At 74.8% G+C, this 16,707-nt stretch carries 17 protein-coding genes and 1 pseudogene; 4 read left to right on the plus strand and 14 right to left on the minus strand.

What is annotated here, in order from left to right; genetic code table 11:
- Window positions 1-331, minus strand: a 331-nt coding sequence (locus ACH4T9_RS31400) for a M24 family metallopeptidase (protein WP_396675070.1), incomplete at its 3' end; no start/stop codon positions are given.
- A 65-nt stretch (window positions 332-396) separates the two neighbouring features.
- Between ACH4T9_RS31400 and ACH4T9_RS31405 the strand changes: the two genes are divergently transcribed.
- The gene (locus ACH4T9_RS31405) at window positions 397-699 is read left to right on the plus strand and encodes a helix-turn-helix domain-containing protein (RefSeq protein WP_396675069.1); all 303 of its coding nucleotides are present in this window, start codon (window positions 397-399) and stop codon (window positions 697-699) included.
- Window positions 700-1,061: 362 nt separating this feature from the next.
- Here the strand turns inward: ACH4T9_RS31405 and ACH4T9_RS31410 are convergent.
- The 9 genes and pseudogenes from ACH4T9_RS31410 to pepN form a co-directional block, all read right to left on the minus strand.
- Window positions 1,062-1,484 (minus strand): annotated as a pseudogene (locus tag ACH4T9_RS31410) (hypothetical protein); the annotation flags it as partial.
- On the minus strand, window positions 1,481-2,461 hold the full coding sequence (gene holA / locus ACH4T9_RS31415) for a DNA polymerase III subunit delta (RefSeq protein ID WP_396675077.1): 981 nt from the start codon (window positions 2,459-2,461) through the stop codon (window positions 1,481-1,483). The pseudogene ACH4T9_RS31410 and the gene holA, both read right to left, overlap by 4 nt.
- A 123-nt stretch (window positions 2,462-2,584) precedes the next feature.
- Window positions 2,585-4,990 carry a ComEC/Rec2 family competence protein gene (locus ACH4T9_RS31420; RefSeq protein WP_396675067.1) on the minus strand — a complete coding sequence of 802 codons (2,406 nt, stop codon included), beginning with the start codon at window positions 4,988-4,990 and terminating at the stop codon, window positions 2,585-2,587.
- Window positions 4,987-5,886, minus strand: coding sequence for a helix-hairpin-helix domain-containing protein (locus tag ACH4T9_RS31425; protein WP_396675075.1), 900 nt, complete (start codon window positions 5,884-5,886; stop codon window positions 4,987-4,989). Before ACH4T9_RS31425 ends, ACH4T9_RS31420 begins: the two co-directional genes overlap by 4 nt.
- A gap of 644 nt (window positions 5,887-6,530) precedes the next feature.
- Window positions 6,531-7,388 (minus strand): DegV family protein, encoded by an 858-nt coding sequence (locus ACH4T9_RS31430; protein WP_396675065.1) that lies wholly within the window; start codon window positions 7,386-7,388, stop codon window positions 6,531-6,533.
- A 47-nt stretch (window positions 7,389-7,435) separates the two neighbouring features.
- A complete protein-coding gene (locus ACH4T9_RS31435; protein ID WP_396675063.1) occupies window positions 7,436-8,065 on the minus strand; it encodes a histidine phosphatase family protein in 630 nt (209 codons plus the stop codon).
- Window positions 8,062-8,472 (minus strand): ribosome silencing factor, encoded by a 411-nt coding sequence (gene rsfS, locus ACH4T9_RS31440; RefSeq protein WP_396675061.1) that lies wholly within the window; start codon window positions 8,470-8,472, stop codon window positions 8,062-8,064. Before rsfS ends, ACH4T9_RS31435 begins: the two co-directional genes overlap by 4 nt.
- A 110-nt stretch (window positions 8,473-8,582) precedes the next feature.
- Complete coding sequence (gene nadD, locus ACH4T9_RS31445) at window positions 8,583-9,179, minus strand: nicotinate-nucleotide adenylyltransferase (protein ID WP_396675059.1); 597 nt, start codon at window positions 9,177-9,179, stop codon at window positions 8,583-8,585.
- A gap of 173 nt (window positions 9,180-9,352) precedes the next feature.
- Window positions 9,353-11,869: an aminopeptidase N gene (gene pepN, locus ACH4T9_RS31450; RefSeq protein WP_396675057.1), complete on the minus strand. Its 2,517-nt coding sequence runs from the start codon at window positions 11,867-11,869 to the stop codon at window positions 9,353-9,355.
- A gap of 67 nt (window positions 11,870-11,936) precedes the next feature.
- On the opposite strand from pepN, the gene ACH4T9_RS31455 reads away from it, so the two are divergent.
- Window positions 11,937-12,155, plus strand: coding sequence for a DUF397 domain-containing protein (locus tag ACH4T9_RS31455; protein ID WP_350887135.1), 219 nt, complete (start codon window positions 11,937-11,939; stop codon window positions 12,153-12,155).
- 90 nt (window positions 12,156-12,245) lie between these two features.
- Here the strand turns inward: ACH4T9_RS31455 and ACH4T9_RS31460 are convergent, their stop codons facing one another.
- On the minus strand, window positions 12,246-12,650 hold the full coding sequence (locus ACH4T9_RS31460) for a hypothetical protein (protein WP_396675056.1): 405 nt from the start codon (window positions 12,648-12,650) through the stop codon (window positions 12,246-12,248).
- Window positions 12,651-12,840: 190 nt separating this feature from the next.
- Here ACH4T9_RS31460 and ACH4T9_RS31465 point away from each other — a divergent pair, with 190 nt between their 5' ends.
- Window positions 12,841-13,926 carry a glycosyltransferase gene (locus ACH4T9_RS31465; RefSeq protein WP_396675054.1) on the plus strand — a complete coding sequence of 362 codons (1,086 nt, stop codon included), beginning with the start codon at window positions 12,841-12,843 and terminating at the stop codon, window positions 13,924-13,926.
- An 82-nt stretch (window positions 13,927-14,008) separates the two neighbouring features.
- Here the strand turns inward: ACH4T9_RS31465 and ACH4T9_RS31470 are convergent, their stop codons facing one another.
- Genes ACH4T9_RS31470 through ACH4T9_RS31480 form a run of 3 tightly spaced genes read right to left on the minus strand, consistent with a single transcriptional unit; the run spans window position 14,009 to window position 15,961 of the window.
- Window positions 14,009-14,659 (minus strand): DUF3618 domain-containing protein, encoded by a 651-nt coding sequence (locus ACH4T9_RS31470; protein WP_396675052.1) that lies wholly within the window; start codon window positions 14,657-14,659, stop codon window positions 14,009-14,011.
- Window positions 14,656-15,120, minus strand: coding sequence for a phage holin family protein (locus tag ACH4T9_RS31475; RefSeq protein WP_396675051.1), 465 nt, complete (start codon window positions 15,118-15,120; stop codon window positions 14,656-14,658). The genes ACH4T9_RS31470 and ACH4T9_RS31475 overlap by 4 nt, the downstream gene beginning before the upstream one ends.
- A gap of 31 nt (window positions 15,121-15,151) precedes the next feature.
- Complete coding sequence (locus ACH4T9_RS31480) at window positions 15,152-15,961, minus strand: hypothetical protein (protein WP_396675049.1); 810 nt, start codon at window positions 15,959-15,961, stop codon at window positions 15,152-15,154.
- Between the two features lie 193 nt (window positions 15,962-16,154).
- Here ACH4T9_RS31480 and ACH4T9_RS31485 point away from each other — a divergent pair, with 193 nt between their 5' ends.
- Window positions 16,155-16,625: a DUF4383 domain-containing protein gene (locus ACH4T9_RS31485; RefSeq protein ID WP_396675047.1), complete on the plus strand. Its 471-nt coding sequence runs from the start codon at window positions 16,155-16,157 to the stop codon at window positions 16,623-16,625.
- Window positions 16,626-16,707: the final 82 nt, after the last annotated feature.

Consider the following 16,707-nt stretch of genomic DNA (forward strand, 5'->3'; position numbering starts at 1 on the left):
CGGCGACAACTCCGCCTTGGCAGACAGCGAGGTCGAGCTTCAGCAGGTCACCGTTGGCAAGCGGGTAGTCGTGCGGCAGCCCGTGGAGCACCGCGTCGTTGACCGACGTGCAGATGTAGTGGCCGAACGGCCCACGTCCGAAGGACGGCTCATAGTCGACATAGCAGGACTGCGCCCCGGCCTCGGTGATCATGCCGCGGGCCCACCGGTCGATGTCCAAGAGGTTTGTGCCGACCGTGCTGCGGCTCCTCAGTGTCTGCAGGATGCCGGCGACCAGGGCGCCGGCGTCCTTCGCTCGCAGCAGGTCCGTGGGACTCAGGATCTCGATCATGCAGCGCCTTCCTCGCGCGGCCAATAAGTATCCCGGCCATATTATCCCGGTACTAGAATCGGAGCATGGTCAGGTTGCCGCTCACCCCCGCAGAGGTCGAACGCGGGCAGCGCCTCGGCGCCCTCCTGCGCCGAGCCAGGGGGGAACGCTCGATGCTCGTCACCGCCCTACAAGCAGGCGTCTCGCCGGAGACCCTTCGAAAGATCGAGTCCGGTCGCGTAGCCACCCCCGCCTTCCCGACCATCGCTGCCATCACCGACGTCCTCGGCCTCTCCCTCGATGCGGTGTGGTCAGAGATCAACCAGCCAGACGACGGGACCGAACTCGCAAGATCAGGCCGCTACGCAGGTGAGCGGTTGGCCTCGTGAGTCTCGACCCCGCAGCTCCGTTGCAGTTACCGACGACAGAGAACACCTGGGCACAGTTCTCAACCAACGTCCCCGGCCAGTACAGCTAGGACAGGGCGGCACGGGCTCGGCGCGAACAGGCCGCCGCGCGGCGGCGGCCCGCGCCCGGATCAGGGGCGGGGGCCGGGGGCGTGGTCCGGGAACGCGTGGTCCGGGAGGCCGGGCTCCGCACGGCGGAGGCCGTGGCGGGGCCGCTCTGCGCGCCCCGCCGGCTCGGGATGGACGAGAACGCCCGGGATGGCCCGCGAGGCCGAACCCGGAGCGTCGCGCGGGCCGGCACCGGGCGAGCCGGCGACACCGATCGCGCCCCGGCCACCAGCGCCCCCGCCCGCGTGACCGGCGCCCGACTGACCGGCCGCACCCCGGTCAGCGTGACCGGCCGCCCCGGGACGGCCACCGACGCCATGGACCGTGGCACGCCCGACCACGGGCTCCATCTGCCGGCGGAACCGGTCCCGCTCCTGCTCCGGCACGAGCGCGGCCGTCCGGACCACCGCCTCCGCCACCATGTCGTTCAGCTTGACCATCGCCGCCACGGCGGCGGGCAGCACGAGCACCGCCCACCAGGTCACCAGCTCGGCCAGGGCAAGCAGGACGGCCAGCGCGACGGCTCCCTCGCAGAAAAGGAAGCAGAGCACACCGCCGGGGTTGACGAAGCGCAGGCCGAGGGCCCGGGCGTAGAGGGGGCGGTACCGCTCCTGGGCGGAGGGGACCGTCGCCCACGACACCCGGACCGGCCGGTTCACCGGGCGCCGCCCTGCCGGGCCGCCGCGACCGAGAACACCGCCCGCTCCAGCGCGTACGCGCGATCGTCCGAGCCACCCTTGACCGCCGCGTTGCACTCGGCGGCGGCCCGCATCGCCTGCACGAGGCCCTCCGGCGTCCAGCCCCGGGCCCGCTGCTGAGCGCTCTTGACCTTCCAGGCCGGCATGCCAAGGGTGCCTGCCAGCTGGTACGGATCGCCCCGCCCCGCGGCGGCGACCCGGGCGACGGTGCGGACGCCGTCCGCGAGGGCGTCGGCGATCGGAACCGGGTCGACGCCGACGTGCAGCGCCCAGCGCAGCGCCTCCAGCGCCGCCGGCACGTCGCCGATCAGCGTGGCGTCGGCTACGGTGAAGCCGCTCACCTCGACCCGTCCCTTGTAGTAGCGGGCCACGGTGTCGGCCCCGATCCGCCCGTCGGTGTCGGCGATCAGCTGGGAACACGCGGCGGCCAGCTCGCGCATGTCGTTGCCGACCGCCGCGATGAGCCCCTCGGCCGCGTCGTCGGTACACTTGCCGCCGGCCCGACGGATCTCCTCGCGGACGAAGGCCACCCGCTCGCGGTGCCCCTTGAGCTTCGCGGCCGGCACCACCGTCGCGCCCGCCGCCCGCAGCCCGTCCGCGAACGCCTTGCCCTTGGCTCCCCCGAGGTGCAGCACGACGAGTTGGACGTCCGGGTCCGGGTTCTTCGCGTACGCCAGCAGCGCCGCGGCCAGGTCCTTGCGGGCGTCCTGGCCCGAGCGCAGCACCAGCACCCGCCGACCGCCGAACAGCGACGGGCTGAGCATCTCGGCGATCTCACCGACGGCCAGCGCCCCGGCCTGGTACTCCCGGACGTCGACATCGGGATCGACGCCGCGGGCCCTGGCCACGGTCTCGGCCACCGCGCGCGTGGCGAGCAGTTCCTCGTCGCCGAGGACGAGCAGAATGGGAGCGAGGTCGGCGGCGGTCACGCCGCCCATATTCGCACGCCGCCCCCGGGATCGTGCCTGCTCGTCGAGGCCGCAGAAGGCGGAGCTCGCACTCAGCGCAAATCCAGACATTTACGTTAATCCCCCGCCAATGCCGCCAATAACCTTTGGTCCTCAGCGCTGTTGTCGTCCCGGGGCGAGGCCCCGACTCACCACGGCCATCCCGTCCCGCCCCAACACCACCGCCACGTCACCGTCGGTGTCCGTACGCAGCACCCGCGCCCCGCCCCGGGCGATCCGGGCGAGCACGGCGGCGTTCGGGTGCCCGTACGAGTTGCCGACGCCCACCGGCACCAGCGCGACCCTCGGCCGGACCGCGTCCAGGAACGCCGGCTCCTGGTACGCCGACCCGTGGTGGGCGACCTTCAGCACGTCGGCGCGTACGCCGCCGGGCGGTGCCCGGTCGAGTAGCGCCCGCTGTTCCTCGGTCTCGGCGTCCCCGGCGAGCAGGATCCGCACCCCGGCCACCGTGGCGCGCAGCACGAGCGAGTTGTTGTTCGGGTCGGACCGGGTCCCCCGCAGCGGGTATGGCGGGCCGAGCACGACGAGTTCCAGCCCGCCGACCCGGTACGTCCACCCCGCCGTGGCCACCGCCGTCCCCGCCCCGCCCGTCGCAGCGGCGGTGCGCACCAGCTCCCGCCCGGCGGCGGGCTCGGGCCACTGCGGCGTGCGCACCGCCGCCACCCGCCGGCCCCGAAAGATCCCGGCCACCCCGCCGGTGTGGTCGACGTGGAAGTGGCTGAACAGCAGCAGCGGGACCTCCCGTACGCCCAGCCGGCGCAGGCAGCCGTCCACGGCCGCCGGGTCCGGCCCGGCGTCCACCACCACCGCCCGGCCGGCGCCCGCCGGCAGCACCAGCGCGTCGCCCTGGCCCACCGCGCACGCCACCGCCACCCACCCGGCAGGCGGCCAGCCGGCGGCCACCAGCCGGACCGGCAGGGTGCCGGCGATCACGGCGACTGCGACCACCGCCACCAGCCGGCGCACCAGCGGCCGGCGGGTGGCGACCAGCAGCGCCACGGTCAGCCCGGCCAGCAACAGCGCCCCCGGAACCCCGCCCGGCCAGGGCACCGCGCCCGCCGGCAGCCGCGCCCCGTATCGGGCCACCGTGACCAGCCACCAGGCCGGCCAGCTCGCCAACCAGGCCGCGAACTCCGCGCCCGCCGGCCAGGCCGGGGAGAGCACCGCTGCCGCCACGCCGAGCACCGTGGCCGGCGCGATCGCCGGCACCACCAGCAGATTCGCCGGTACGGCGACCAGGCTCACCGTCCCGGAGATCCCGGCCACCACCGGCCCGCAGGCCACCTGTGCCGCGGCAGGCACGGCCAGCGCCTCGGCCAACCCCGGTGGCACGCCCCGCCGCCGCAGGCCGTCCCGCCACCCGGGGGCGAGCAGCAGCAGGCCGGCGGTGGCCAGTACGGACAGCGCGAACCCGGGGTCGCCGGCCAGGTCCGGGTCGAGCAGCACCAGCCCGGCCACCGCCGCGGCGAGCGCCGGCAGGGTCGCCCGGGGCCGGCCGACGGCCAGCGCCGCGAGGCCGATCGCGCCCATGGTGGCGGCGCGCACCACGCTGGGCGAAGGGCGGACCAGGATGACGAAGCCGACCAGGGCCAGCGCGCACAGCCCGGCGGCCACCCGGGGACCGGCCCGGGACCAGCGGGCCAGCAGCAGCACCGCCCCCACGACGATCGCGACGTTGGAACCGGAAACAGCATTCAAGTGGGTCATCCCGGTGTCCCGGAAGTCCTCCTCGACCGCCGACGGCAGCCGGCTGGTGTCGCCGACCACCAGGCCGGGCAGCAGCCCGCCCTGCTCGTCGGGCAGCGGCGCGCAGGCCCGTTGCAGGCCGGCGCGCAGCACGCCTGCGGCGCGCTGGGACCATGGCGGCGGACCGTGCGGCTTCGGCGGACCGGGCACGGTGAGCACGGCGGCGGTCAGGTCACCGCCGCGCGGTGCGCCCAACCGCCCCTCGGCCGTGAGCCGCTGCCCGGGCAGCAGGCCCCGCCACCCCTGGTCGGTGGCGAGCACCAGCACCCGCACCGGGGCGGCGACCCGCACCCCGTCGGGGCCGGTCAGGGCCATGAGGTCGGCCCGCACCAGCAGGGTGGCGGGCCGGCCGGGGACGCCCCGGACCGGGCGCGGATCCTCCCGGACCACCAGCTCGGCGTCGACCGTGGCCCGGTCGTCGACGAGGGACCGGACGGCGGGTGCGTCCCGGACGACCAGCCGGGCCACGGTCGCCGCCGCACCGCACACCACGCCGAGCAGCACGGCCACCGCGATCCACCCGTAGCGGCGCACGGGGGCCGCCGGGCGGCCCAACGCTCCGAGCAGGTGGGCCGAGGCGAGCGCGGCCAGCCCGGCGGCACCGGCCGCGAGCAGCACCGCCGCGCGGGGATCCAGGTGCAGGCTGGCCAGCGCGGCCAGCCAGGCGGCCACCGCCAGCCCGGCCAACCGCAGATCGGGGATGCTCCCCCCGTCAGCCGTGGGACCGGCGTCCGGTCCCGACGGGCCGCTCACACCGTCACCAGTTCCTTGAGCTGCTCGTACCGGGCGTCGCCGATGCCCTCCACCTGACGCAGGTCGCCCACCGAGCGGAAGCCGCCATGCTGGTCACGGTGGGTCAGGATGCGCTGGGCGAGCACCGGCCCGACCCCGGGCAACGCGTCCAGCTGCGCCAGGGTGGCCGTGTTCAGGTTGATCCGGCCTCCGGCGACCCCCGGGCCCCCGCCGGGCGCGACGGGCTCGGCACCGGGCTGGCCCGCCGGGGCGGGCACGCCGACCAGGATCAGCTCTCCGTCGGTCACCTTGCGGGCCGGATTCAGCAGCGCCACGTCCACCCCGGGGAGCACACCGCCGGCCGCCTGCACCGCGTCGGCTACCCGGGAGCCCGCCGGCAGCCGGACGAGCCCCGGGCGATGCACCTTGCCGGCGACCGCCACCACCAGCTCACCGCCCGGCGTCGGCCCGCCGGCCCCCGGCTGGGCCTCCTCCGGCCCGCCGGAGCCCGGGGCGACGGACGGGGCGGCCCCAACCGGTTCGGCCTGCGGCCGGGACTGCCACGCCCAGAACCCCGCGCCGAGCACCACCAATACGGCGACCACCGCCAGCGCCCGCACCCCCCGCCGCCCGGGGTCGAACGCACCGGGGCCGGGCAGCCGGGACGGCCGTTCCTCGGGCGTCGGCTCGTCGCCGGGCCCGGAACCGTCAGCATGTTCGCCGGAGGAACCCGGGCCATCGACGAAGAGACCGGCGACCGGCGACGCGGGCTCCGGACCGGCCGCGCCGAACGAGCCGACGGGCGGCGACGGTTTGGGCCTCGGACCACCGACGACCGACGGGTGAGCGGGTGAGCCCGCCGGTCCGGGACCACGGCGCCGGCGCGGCCCGGGGCCCGCCCGACCCGGCCATGGCACCGGCCGCTCGGCCGCAGGGCCGCTGGCCGGGGCCCACCGGTCCTCCGGGGGCAGCACCGTCGGCCACTCGGCCGACCGATCACCCGCCGGTGCCCGCCGGCCCTCGGGCGGTGCCACAGGGGCCTCACTCCCGGCCGGCTCCGCCGGGAAACCGTCCCCGACCGGCGGCAGGTCGTCGGTGGGGGTCGGCCCGGCCGCCAGCCAGCGCAACCGCCGCCGTACGACCGTCTCCTCGTCGTCTGACACGACGCGAGGCTAGGCCGGCGGGCGTACGTCGTGGGGCTCCGCTGCCCTCGCCTGTGGACAACGAGATCCCTTGTGGACAAGGGCCTGATCATGCCAGTCGTGTGCTAAAGCTAGCGGGTCAGCCGGCCTCCGGCTCGTCGGTCGCGACCGGGCCCTGACGGGCGAGGTGTAAGACGCCCTCCTCGACCACAGACGGCAGCCGACTCGTGTACGCCGACCACCGACCCGCCCTGCTCGTCGGGCAGCGGCTCACGGCCCGCTTCCGGCACGGTTACTGGCACGGCCACGGCAGGCCGTGCACGTACTGCCGGCGGAACGGATGCTGGCTGGACGACTACGCCCGGGACCAACCGGGCAACTCCCCCGGCACACCCTGGGTGAACGACATCAGGCGAAGATCAGGCGGCGTCGGGGCGCCGGTGCACGACCACGCAGGCCAGCCCGGGGCCCGCGTGTGCGGCCACCACCGCGCCCGCCTCCGTCACGTACGACGAGCGCAGCCGGTCGCCGAGCCGCTCGGTGAGCGCGGCGAGGAGTTGCTCGGCGCGCTGCGGGGCGGCGAGGTGGTGCACGGCGAGGTCCACGTCGGCGTCGCCGGCCGCCCCGACCGCCAGGTCGACCAGGCGGGCCACCCCCCGGCTCGCGGTGCGTACCTTGTCCATCAGCACGATCGCCCCGTCCGGCATGTGCATGATCGGCTTCACCGACAGCGCGGTGCCGAACAGCGCCTCGGCGGCGCCGATCCGGCCGCCCCGGCGCAGGAACTCCAGCGTGTCGACGTAGAAGAAAATGCTGGTGCGGTCGATGGCGTCGACGGCCGCCCGGCGTACCCCGGCCAGGTCGGCGCCCCCGGCGGCGGCCTCGGCAGCCGCGAGCGCCGGGAAGCCGAGGCCCATGCCGGTGGAGCGGCTGTCGACGACCACGATCCGGTCGCCGACCTCGGCGGCGGCCAGCCGGGCCGCCTCCACCGTCCCGGACAGCTCGGCCGACAGGTGCACCGACACCACGCCGTCCGCGCCCGCGTCGAGCAGCTTCCGGTACGTCCCGACGAACTGCTCCGGGGACGGCCGGGAGGTGCTGACGGAGACCCGACGGCCACCCAACGCCCGGGTGGCGTCCTCGGGGAAGGTTTCGATGCCCTCCAGCCCTTCCGCACCGTTGAGCACCACGGTCAGCGGGACGACGGTGAGCCGGTGCGACTGCGCCAGCTCGGGCGGAAGGTAGGCGGTGGAGTCGGTGACGACCGCGACGGGCATGCCGGCACGGTAGCCGATGTCGGCCCCGACCGCCCGGGACCGTGTGGTCAGACCGCCTCGGCGGGAGCTGGCAGGGTGACCGGGCCGACGTTGTGGGCCAGCAGCTGCCAGCCCCGCGATTCGCTGTGCCGCAGCTCGGTCCAGTGACAGTTCTGCAGCGGGCCGATGGTCCGCAGCACCGTGTGGTCCCAGCCGAGCAGGTACCCGCAGCCCTGCCGGGCCCCACCGCCGTGGGTGGCGACCACGATCGTGCCGCCGGGCGCCACGTCGACCGCGTCCTGCAGGGCGGTGCCGATCCGTTTGCCGAGGTCGTCGAGGCTCTCGATGCCCGCCCCCGGGTCCGGGTCGCCGGCCCGCCAACGGGAGTACTCGTCCGGGTACCGCTCGGCCGCCTCGGTGCGCGCGAGCCCCTGCCACTGGCCGAAGTGCCGCTCGCGCAGCCGGGCGTCGGCGCGCACCGGCAGCCCGGTGAGCGCCGCCAGGGCGGCGGCGGTGTCCGCGGCGCGGCTCAGGTCGCTGGCCACGATCGCGTCGGGACGCAGCGCCGCGAGCAGTTGTGCGGCGACGGCGGCCTGCTCCCGGCCGAGGTCGTTGAGCGGTACGTCGGTCTGTCCCTGCACCCGGTCGGTGGCGTTCCAGTCGGTGTTGCCGTGCCGCCAGACGATCAGTCGGGTCATTCGCCGGCGGTGGGTCCGGCGGAGGCCTCGGCCTCGACCAGGTCCCGGTCGACGAACGGGATCTGCGGGCAGTCCTTCCACAGCCGGTCGAGGGCGTAGAACTCGCGCTCCTCGGTGTGCTGGACGTGCACCACGACGTCGACGTAGTCGAGCAGGACCCACCGGCCACCCCGCTCGCCCTCGCGCCGGAGCGGTTTGGCCTTCTCCGGCAGCTCGAGCAGCCGCTCCTCGATGGCGTCGACGATGGCCTGCACCTGACGCTCGTTGGGGGCGGCGGCGAGCAGGAACGCGTCGGTGATGGCGAGCTGCTCACCCACGTCGATGATGACGATGTCCTGCGCCTTTTTGTCGGCCGCAGCCTGGGCGGCGGCCATCGCCAGCTCGTGTGCGCGTTCGGAAACTGTCACCGTTCTCCTTCGATCAACCGTGCGACGCTCCAAGCGTCTCACACCCGGCGACGCGACGACCTGTCAGTTCTGGTCGATTTCCCGGACAATAAGGCGCGTATCCGGCGCGATCACCCGAGATAGAGCCGTCGTTTCGCGATGTACTGCACCACACCGTCGGGCACCAGGTACCACACCGGCTCCCCCCGGGCCACCCGGTCCCGGCAGTCGGTCGAGGAGATCGCCATCGCGGGCACCTGAACCAGACTGACCGTGTCGGCGGGGAGGTGCTTGGCGGATAGCTCGAACCCGGGGCGGGTGACCCCGATGAAGTGGGCCAGTTCGAAGATCTCGTCCAGGTCCTTCCAGGACAGGATGCGATCCAGCGCGTCCGCCCCGGTGATGAAGTAGAGCTGCACCTTCGGGCCGTACTGGGCGTGCAGGTCGCGAAGCGTGTCGACGGTGTACGTCGGCCCGCCCCGGTCGATGTCCACCCGGCTGACCTGGAACCGGGGGTTGGAGGCGGTGGCGATCACGGTCATCAGGTAACGGTCCTCGGCCGGGGTGACCGACTGGTCCGCCTTCTGCCACGGCTGCCCGGTCGGCACGAAGACGACCTCGTCCAGCCCGAACCGGTCCGCCACCTCGCTGGCGGCCACCAGGTGACCGTGGTGGATCGGGTCGAAGGTGCCGCCCATGATCCCGACCCGGCGGGTGTCTTCCTCCATCCGGAGATCGTATGCCGGCCCCGCCCGGCCCGAACCGGGCCCTCGGACCGGACGGGCCGGGCGGGAACGAACGGGGCGACCCCGGGACGGATCGGGACGGCTAGGTCCGGAACGGAGCGGAACGGCGGGAACAGGACGGGCCGGGCGGACCCGCCGGGCTGAAAGGGCCGGGGTCAGGCAGCGGCGGCGGCCACGGCCGTGCGGGCCACCAGGGCCCGGCGCAGGTCGTCGTCCAGGTCGGCGACCACCCGCCGCAGGCCGGCGGGAAGATCGTCGCGGGCCAGCAACGCCGCGGCGAGGTCCCGGGTGGGCTGCGCCACGGCGAACCGGGGGTAGGCCAGGTGCGCGACGGACTCGGCGGCCGAGGGGGTGCGCCGGGGCCACGCCGCCGGCATGTCGGCGAAGTACCGCGACACGTACGGCGCGGTCAGCTCGGCCTGCTCGGGCTGCCAGAAGCCCTCCGCGGCGGCCTCGACCAGCCGGACGGACAGCTCGGTGTTGCGCACCACGGCCTCCCACGCTGCCGCCTTGGCGGCCGGGTCGGGCAGCGCGGCCCGGCAGCCGGCGGCCCGCTCAGCGCCGGCGGCGCTCAGGTCGGCCGCCGCCTCGGCGGAGATCTCCGCCTCCCCGGCCGCGCCGAGTACCACCAGCCGGCCAAGCACCGACCAGCGCAGCTCGGTGTCCACGGCCAGCCCGTCGGGCACGCCCCGGCCGGCCAGCCAGCCGGTCAGCAGGTCGATGTCGGTGGTCCCGCCGATCAGGGCCCGCGCGGCGGCCAACTGCCGCGACCCGCCCGGGCCGGCGGCGGCGAGCATCCGCTCGCAGGCCCCGGCGAGCCGGAGCAGCGCCGCCTCCCTGGCCAGCGGGTCGAGGTAGCGGTCGACCAGCGGCCGGACCGCCAGCAGCACGTCCTCTACGACCCTCAGCTCGGTCTCGCCGGGCAGCGCGGCGTCGACCAGCCCCACCAGCCCGGCGACCGGCCGCTCGCCGTCGGTGGCGGCGTCCAGCGCCTCACCCCAGAGCAGGGCCCGGGCCAGCGGGTCGGTCAGGGTCGGCAGCACCAGCGGTACGGCGTCCGCCGAGGCGGGGTCGAGACGGATCTTGGCGAAGGTGAGGTCCCCGGCGTTGGGCAGCAGCAGCCGGGCGGCCGGCTGCCCGACCAGACCGGTGAGGACCGTCCGGCCCCCGTCGGCGTCCGGGTCGAGGTCGACCTCGTCCCGGGTGACCGTGCCGTCAGCGGCGTACCGGGCGACGCCGATCCGGTGCGGGCGCAGCACCGGGTGGGTGGCCGGGGCCGTCTGCACGATCGTCGCCTGCGCGTACCGGCCGTCGGCGTCGACGGCGACCTCGGCCCGCAGGGTGTTCACCTGGGCCCGGCGCAGCCAGCGCCCGGCCCAGCCGGACAGGTCCCGGCCGCTGGCGGCGGAGAGGGAGCCGAGCAGGTCGGAGAGGGTGGCGTTGCCGAACCGGTGCGCCGCGAAGTGCGCGTTCAGCCCGGCCAGGAATGCCTCGTCGCCCACCCACGCCACGAGCTGACGCAGCACACTGGCGCCCTTGGCGTACGAGATGCCGTCGAAGTTGAGCAGCGCCAGGGCCGAGTCGGCGACCTCCTCGGGCGCGACGGGATGGGTGGACGGGCGCTGGTCGGCCGCGTACCCCCAGCCCTTGCGGCGCAGCGCGAAGGTGGTCCACGCCTGGTCGAACCGGGTCGCCTCGGCGGTGACCCGGGTGCCCAGGTACTCGGCGAACGACTCGTTCAGCCACAGGTCGTCCCACCAGCGCATGGTGACCAGGTCGCCGAACCACATGTGCGCCATCTCGTGGGCGATCGTGGTGGCCCGCTGTTCGCGCTGGCTGTCGGTGACCGCCGAGCGGAAGACGAGGTCGTCGCGGAAGGTCACCAGGCCGGGGTTCTCCATCGCGCCGACGTTGAACTCCGGCACGAACGCCTGGTCGTACTTGCCGAACGGGTAGCGCTCGGCGAACAGCTCGTGGAACCGGTCCAGGCACTGCCGGGTGATGGTGAGGATCTCCTCGGCGTCGGCGTCCAGGTGCTCCGCCAGCGACCGCCGGCACCAGATGCCCAGCGGGACGCCGTCGTGCTCGGCCCGGCGCACGTGCCACGGCCCGGCGATCAGCGTGACCAGGTACGGCGCCAGCGGGGCCGTCGGGGCGAACTCCCAACGCCCCGGCCGGGGGGTGGCGACCGGCTCGGCGTTGGCCGCGACCGTCCACTCCGTAGGGGCGGTGACGGCGAGGGTGACCGGGGCCTTCAGGTCGGGCTGGTCGAAGGCGGCGAAGACGCGCTGGGCATTGTCCAGGAACGACATGGCGTACAGGTACGTCTCGCCGTCGGCGGGGTCGACGAACCGGTGCAGCCCCTCGCCGGTGTTCGAGTACGCCATCTCGGCCTCGACGACGAGCGTGTTGGCCTCGGCCAGCCCGGCCAGCGGAAGCCGGTTGCCCGTGAGGACCCCGGGGTCGAGGTCCCGGTCGTTCAGGCGCACGGCCAGCAACCTCGCGGGGTTGACCTCGACGAACGTCTCCGCCCCGGGGGTCGCCCGGAAGCGGATCGTGGTGTGCGAGCGGAACTGCCCGCCGCCACCGGTCAGGTCGAGGTCCACCTGGTAGGACTCGACGGTAATCAACGCGCCACGCGCGGTCGCCTCTACATGGCTCAGGCTCGGCATCCGCTTATCCTGCCCGATGGGAAACCACACCCGTTTCCCATCACGTTCTGCGATGGAGGAACCAACAATGGGTCAGCACCCCAAGGGCGACTTCGACCTGTCCCGGGCGATCTGGCAACGGGCCGAGGGCGACACCTCGGACAGCGCGGTCGAGGTGGCCTTCGTCGACGACCTGATCGGCATGCGCAACTCCGCCGAGCCGGAGGGCCCGGTGCTCGTCTTCACCCAGGCCGAGTGGGACGCCTTCGTCGCCGGCGCCCAGGACGGCGAGTTCGACCTGGACTGAGCCGGTCGACGCGACGTCGACCCTCGTCGGCGGCGGGATGGCACGCCCGATCGGGGATGCCACACCGCCGCCGACCCGGGGGCCGCCCGCTCAGTCGCCGTCTCCCCAGCCAAGGCCGCCCGGACCCGGCCCATGGTGGAAGCCGGGATGGCCGGCCACGTCGACACACCGCTCGCCGTCCGGGCCGACCGCACCGCAGAACAGCCGCTCGGCCCGGTGCCAGGCGTCGGCCGGGGACAACGCGGCGGCCCCGAGGGCCAGCTCGGGGCGGAGCAGGCTCAGCCCTTCGGCGTACGTGACGGCCAGCTCGCGGGCCAGGTCGGCGCCGTCGGCCGCGAACCCGAGGTGCACCGTGAAGTGGCGCGGCGGCGCCTGCCGCCGGGGCCGGGCGAGCAGCGGGCGATCGGGTCCACCGATCCTGCCACCCGCCGGGCCTGCGCCCAGCCCTCTGACCGCCCGACGCTCCCGCCAGCGCCACGACCCGTTCTCCCGCATGCGGTCCTCCCCGTCCTCGCCGGCCGGCGGGCCGCCGGTCGGCCCGTGCGACCCAGCGAACCAGGTTTCCGCCGCCCGGGGAGGGGCCAGCCGGGCGCGGATTCCGCCCGCCGACCCCGGGCGAGCGTTTGACCAGGCGAAATGCGGGCATCCGCTGCGGCCCGGCCGATCGACACCACGGGAGGCACCGGTGCCCTTCGACGTCAATGCGGGTGGTATGCCGGCCGCCGCCGTCCCCGACGGGGCGGACGCGGCGGGCCGGCCGGGGACGCTCGCGGACGCCGCCCCGGTCCGCCGCCGGCTCCCCGTCGAGTACGTCCTGCCGCTGCGCTGGTCCGGCGACGCCGGGCTGGCCGAGCTGACCGGCTACCTACGCGAACTGGGCCGCCTCGTCGACGTGACCGTGGTCGACGGCTCCGCCCCCGAGGTCTTCGCCCGGCACGCCGCCGCGTGGTGGGGCGTGGTGCGTCACCTCGCCCCCGATCCGGCGGTGCGCGGTGGCAACGGCAAGGTCGTCGGGGTGCTGACCGGGGTGGCCGCGGCCCGGCACGAGCACGTGGTGATCGCCGACGACGACGTCCGGTACGACGAGGCGGGGTTGCGCGCCGCGCACCGGCTGCTCGGCGGCGTCGACCTGGTCCGCCCGCAGAACCACTTCGACCCGGTGCCCTGGCATGCCTGGTGGGACACCGGCCGGATCCTGCTCAACCGCGCCCTCGGCGCGGACTGGCCGGGCACCCTGGCCGTGCGCCGGAGCACCTTCGTCGCCATGGGCGGGTACGACCCGGACGTGCTCTTCGAGAACCTGGAGCTGGTCCGCACCGTGCGGGCGTACGGGGGTACCGTGGCGACCCCGCCCGGGCTGTACGTCCGCCGGCTCCCACCGGACGGCGCGCACTTCCGCGGGCAGCGGGTCCGCCAGGCGTACGACGATCTGGCCCAGCCGGCGCGGTTGGCGACCTCGCTGGCGGTGCTGCCCGCCGTGCTGGCCGCGTTGGCGGCCCGCCGCCCCGGCCTGGTGCTCGGCGCGGCGGCGGCCGTGGTGGCGCTCGCGGAGGTGGGCCGCCGCCGGGCCGGCGGGGCGCGGGTCTTCCCCCGCACGGCGGCGCTGGCCGCCCCGCTGTGGCTGCTCGAGCGCGGCGTCTGCTCGTGGCTCGCCGTCGCCCATCGGGCGCTGGGCGGCGTGCCCTACGCCGGTGCCCGCATCGCCCGCGCCGCCAACTCCCCCGGCGCCCTGCGGGCGAGGCGGAACGTCCGGTCGACACCCGAGGCGTAGCGGGCCCCCGACCGACGCAGCTCGCGGCCACCGCCCGGCCTGCGCCGGGAGTGACCGCGAGCTGCGCAGTACGGTGCCCTGATCAGTACCGGGCCTGTTCGCGGGACTGCTGGGCCTGGTCCCGCACGTCGTGCGCGGCCGACTTGGTGTCGTCCTTGACCGCGTGCACGGCGTCCTGCGCGGTGGACCGCACGGACTCGGTGGCCTGCCGGGCCGGCTCGCGCAGCTCCTCCTTCAGCTCGTTGGCGACCTCGCCGAGCTTCTCCTTCACCGCACCGGCGTGCTCGCCGGCCCGGTCCTTGACCTGGGCCGCCACCTGCTGCTCGCGGCGGGTCGCCGGGATCAGCGAGGAGACCAGCATGCCGACGCCGAAGGCGATCAGTCCGGCGGCCAGCGGGTTGCCCTCCGACTTCTCCCGCAGCACCTGCGGCGCCCGCTGCGCGGCGTCGCCGACGGTCGAGGCCGCCGAGTGCGCCTTGTCGGAGACGGTGGACGCCGCCGACGAGGCCCGGTCGGCCACCGAGTGCGCGGCGTGGCTGGTGCTGTGGCCGTAGTCGGAAGCGGTGCCCATGACCTTGTCCCTCACATTCTGCAGCGCGTTGCGCGCCCGCTGCTTACGGTCGTCGACGATGCGGCCCGGGCTGACCTTGTACGCCAGCGCGTCCACATCGGTGCTGAGGCTGTTGCGGGTGGCCTCGATCTCCCGGCGGATCTGGTCGGGATCGGTGCTCATCGGGTGACTCCCTCCGGGTGGGGCTTGAGCGCGTCGGGGATCCGCTGCACGCTGTCGCTGGTCTGCTTGAAGCCGCGTACACGCTGGGCGTTCTTCTTGGCCATGGAGTAGAGGACGGCGGCGATCGCGCCCCAGATCACGGCGACGATCAGCGCCGCCCAGCCGGCGTCCATGACGTTGGACAGCCCGGCCCAGAGGGCGATCGACAGGAACAGCGCCACCATGTAGCCGCCGAAGCCGGCGCCGCCGAACAGGCCGGCGGCCTTGCCGGCCTTCTTGCCCTCCTGGCGGATCTCAGCCTTGGCCAGCTCGACCTCCTGGCGCATGAGCGTGGAGAGGTCGCTGGTCACCTGGCGCATCAGCTCACCGATGGAACTGCCTCTGACCTCGTCCGCGGTGTGCGGCGTGCCCAAAGGGCTGTACCCGGAGTCCACTCCGGGGTCCTGCGTCGGCACGGTCATCCCGTCGCCTCCCTTCGGATGGCTCGCGCGGTCACGGACGGATGGTGCCGCTGGACGGCACGCCCGGCAGCGGGTCGGTCTGGGTCACCGGGGGCAGCGGCTGGCCGGTGCCGCCGGCCGGGTCGGCGTACCCGGTGGTCGTGCCCGGTTCGGGGTAGGCCGCGCCCTGGCCGGAGTAGCCGGCGCCGGATCCCGCGTAGGTGCCCGGGGTCGGGTCAAGGTAGCCGCCCGGCGGGATCTGGTCCGACACGCGGGGAGCCGGCGGGGTCGGGATGACGGCGGTCCGCTCCGGGTCGTAGCCGCCGGTCGGGCCGTACGCCCCGCGGGCGTCGCCGGTGCCACCGGACGCGGCGGACAGGTTCCGGGTCAGCCGGCCGGCGAGCACGCCGAGCACGGCGGCGCCGACCAGGAAGGTGCCCGGGTTGCGGCGGGCGTAGCCCTTGACCTCGTTGACGATGTCGCCGGGCTGCCGCTCCTCCAGCCAGCCGGCCACGCCGTTGACCCGGTCGGCGGCCTGGTGGGCCAGCTCGGTCACCGGGCCGGCCTGGCCGCCCTGCTGCGCCATCGAGCGCATCTCGTCGGCCAACGAGCGCAGCCCACCGGCGGCCCGGCGCTGCTGCTCACCGGTCTGGCCGGCGAGCTGGTCGCGTGCCTCGCCGTAGAGGTTGCGGGCCTGGCGCTTCGTCTCGCCGACCACCTCCCGGCCCTGCTCCTTGGCGGTCTGGGCGACCGCGTCGCCGGCGTGCGCGGCCTCGGAGCCCACCTGGCGGGCCTGCTCCCGGACGCCGTTGCTCGGCTCCGTCCCGTACGTGGAGGTCGTGGGTGACAGATCGTAGGTCATGATGCCCCTTCCGCTCGAAAAGTCGTCGCGGTATCACTTCATTGGGATTCGCTGGCCTTCATACCGCCGGCGTCTTTTGACCTACCCTCGGTCCAGCCCGCCATACCTGATTCCTGATTTCTCTGCGGAATGTGTGAGCGCACACACAGAATGGAGGATCGTCGGGAGCTGCTGATCCACGGAGGTGACAGCGATGGCGCACGGAACCCCCAAGCCCCGGGTGCGGCAGGCCGCCGCCGCGGTGGCCGCGCTGTTCCTCCTGCTCGGCGTGCTCGGCTTCGTCCCCGGCGTCACCACCGGCTACCACGAGCTGACCTTCGCCGGGCACACCTCCGGCGCGAAGCTGTTCGGCGTGTTCCAGGTGTCGGTCCTGCACAACGCCCTGCACCTGTTCTTCGGCCTGGCGGGGCTGGTCCTCGCCCGCAGCGTCGGCGGCGCGCGGATCTTCCTGGCCGGCGGCGGCGCGCTCTACCTCGGGCTCTGGCTCTACGGGTTCGCCATCGAGTTCTCCGCCGAGCACAGCGCGGTCAACTTCATCCCGCTCAACGGCGCGGACAACTGGCTGCACCTGGCGCTCGGCTTCGGCATGCTCGCCCTGGGTCTGCTGCTGTCCGAGCGGGCCGGCACGGGCAACCGGCTCGACGACCCGTTCGACCGCCCCTGACCCGTCGCCCCTGTCGTCACGCCCGCCGGTGGGGCGGCGCCCCAGGCCCGGTGGCGGGTCGAACCGGTGGTGGGGGGCCGGG

Source organism: Micromonospora sp. NPDC020750 (assembly GCF_044334565.1).
Classification (GTDB): Bacteria; Actinomycetota; Actinomycetes; order Mycobacteriales; family Micromonosporaceae; genus Micromonospora.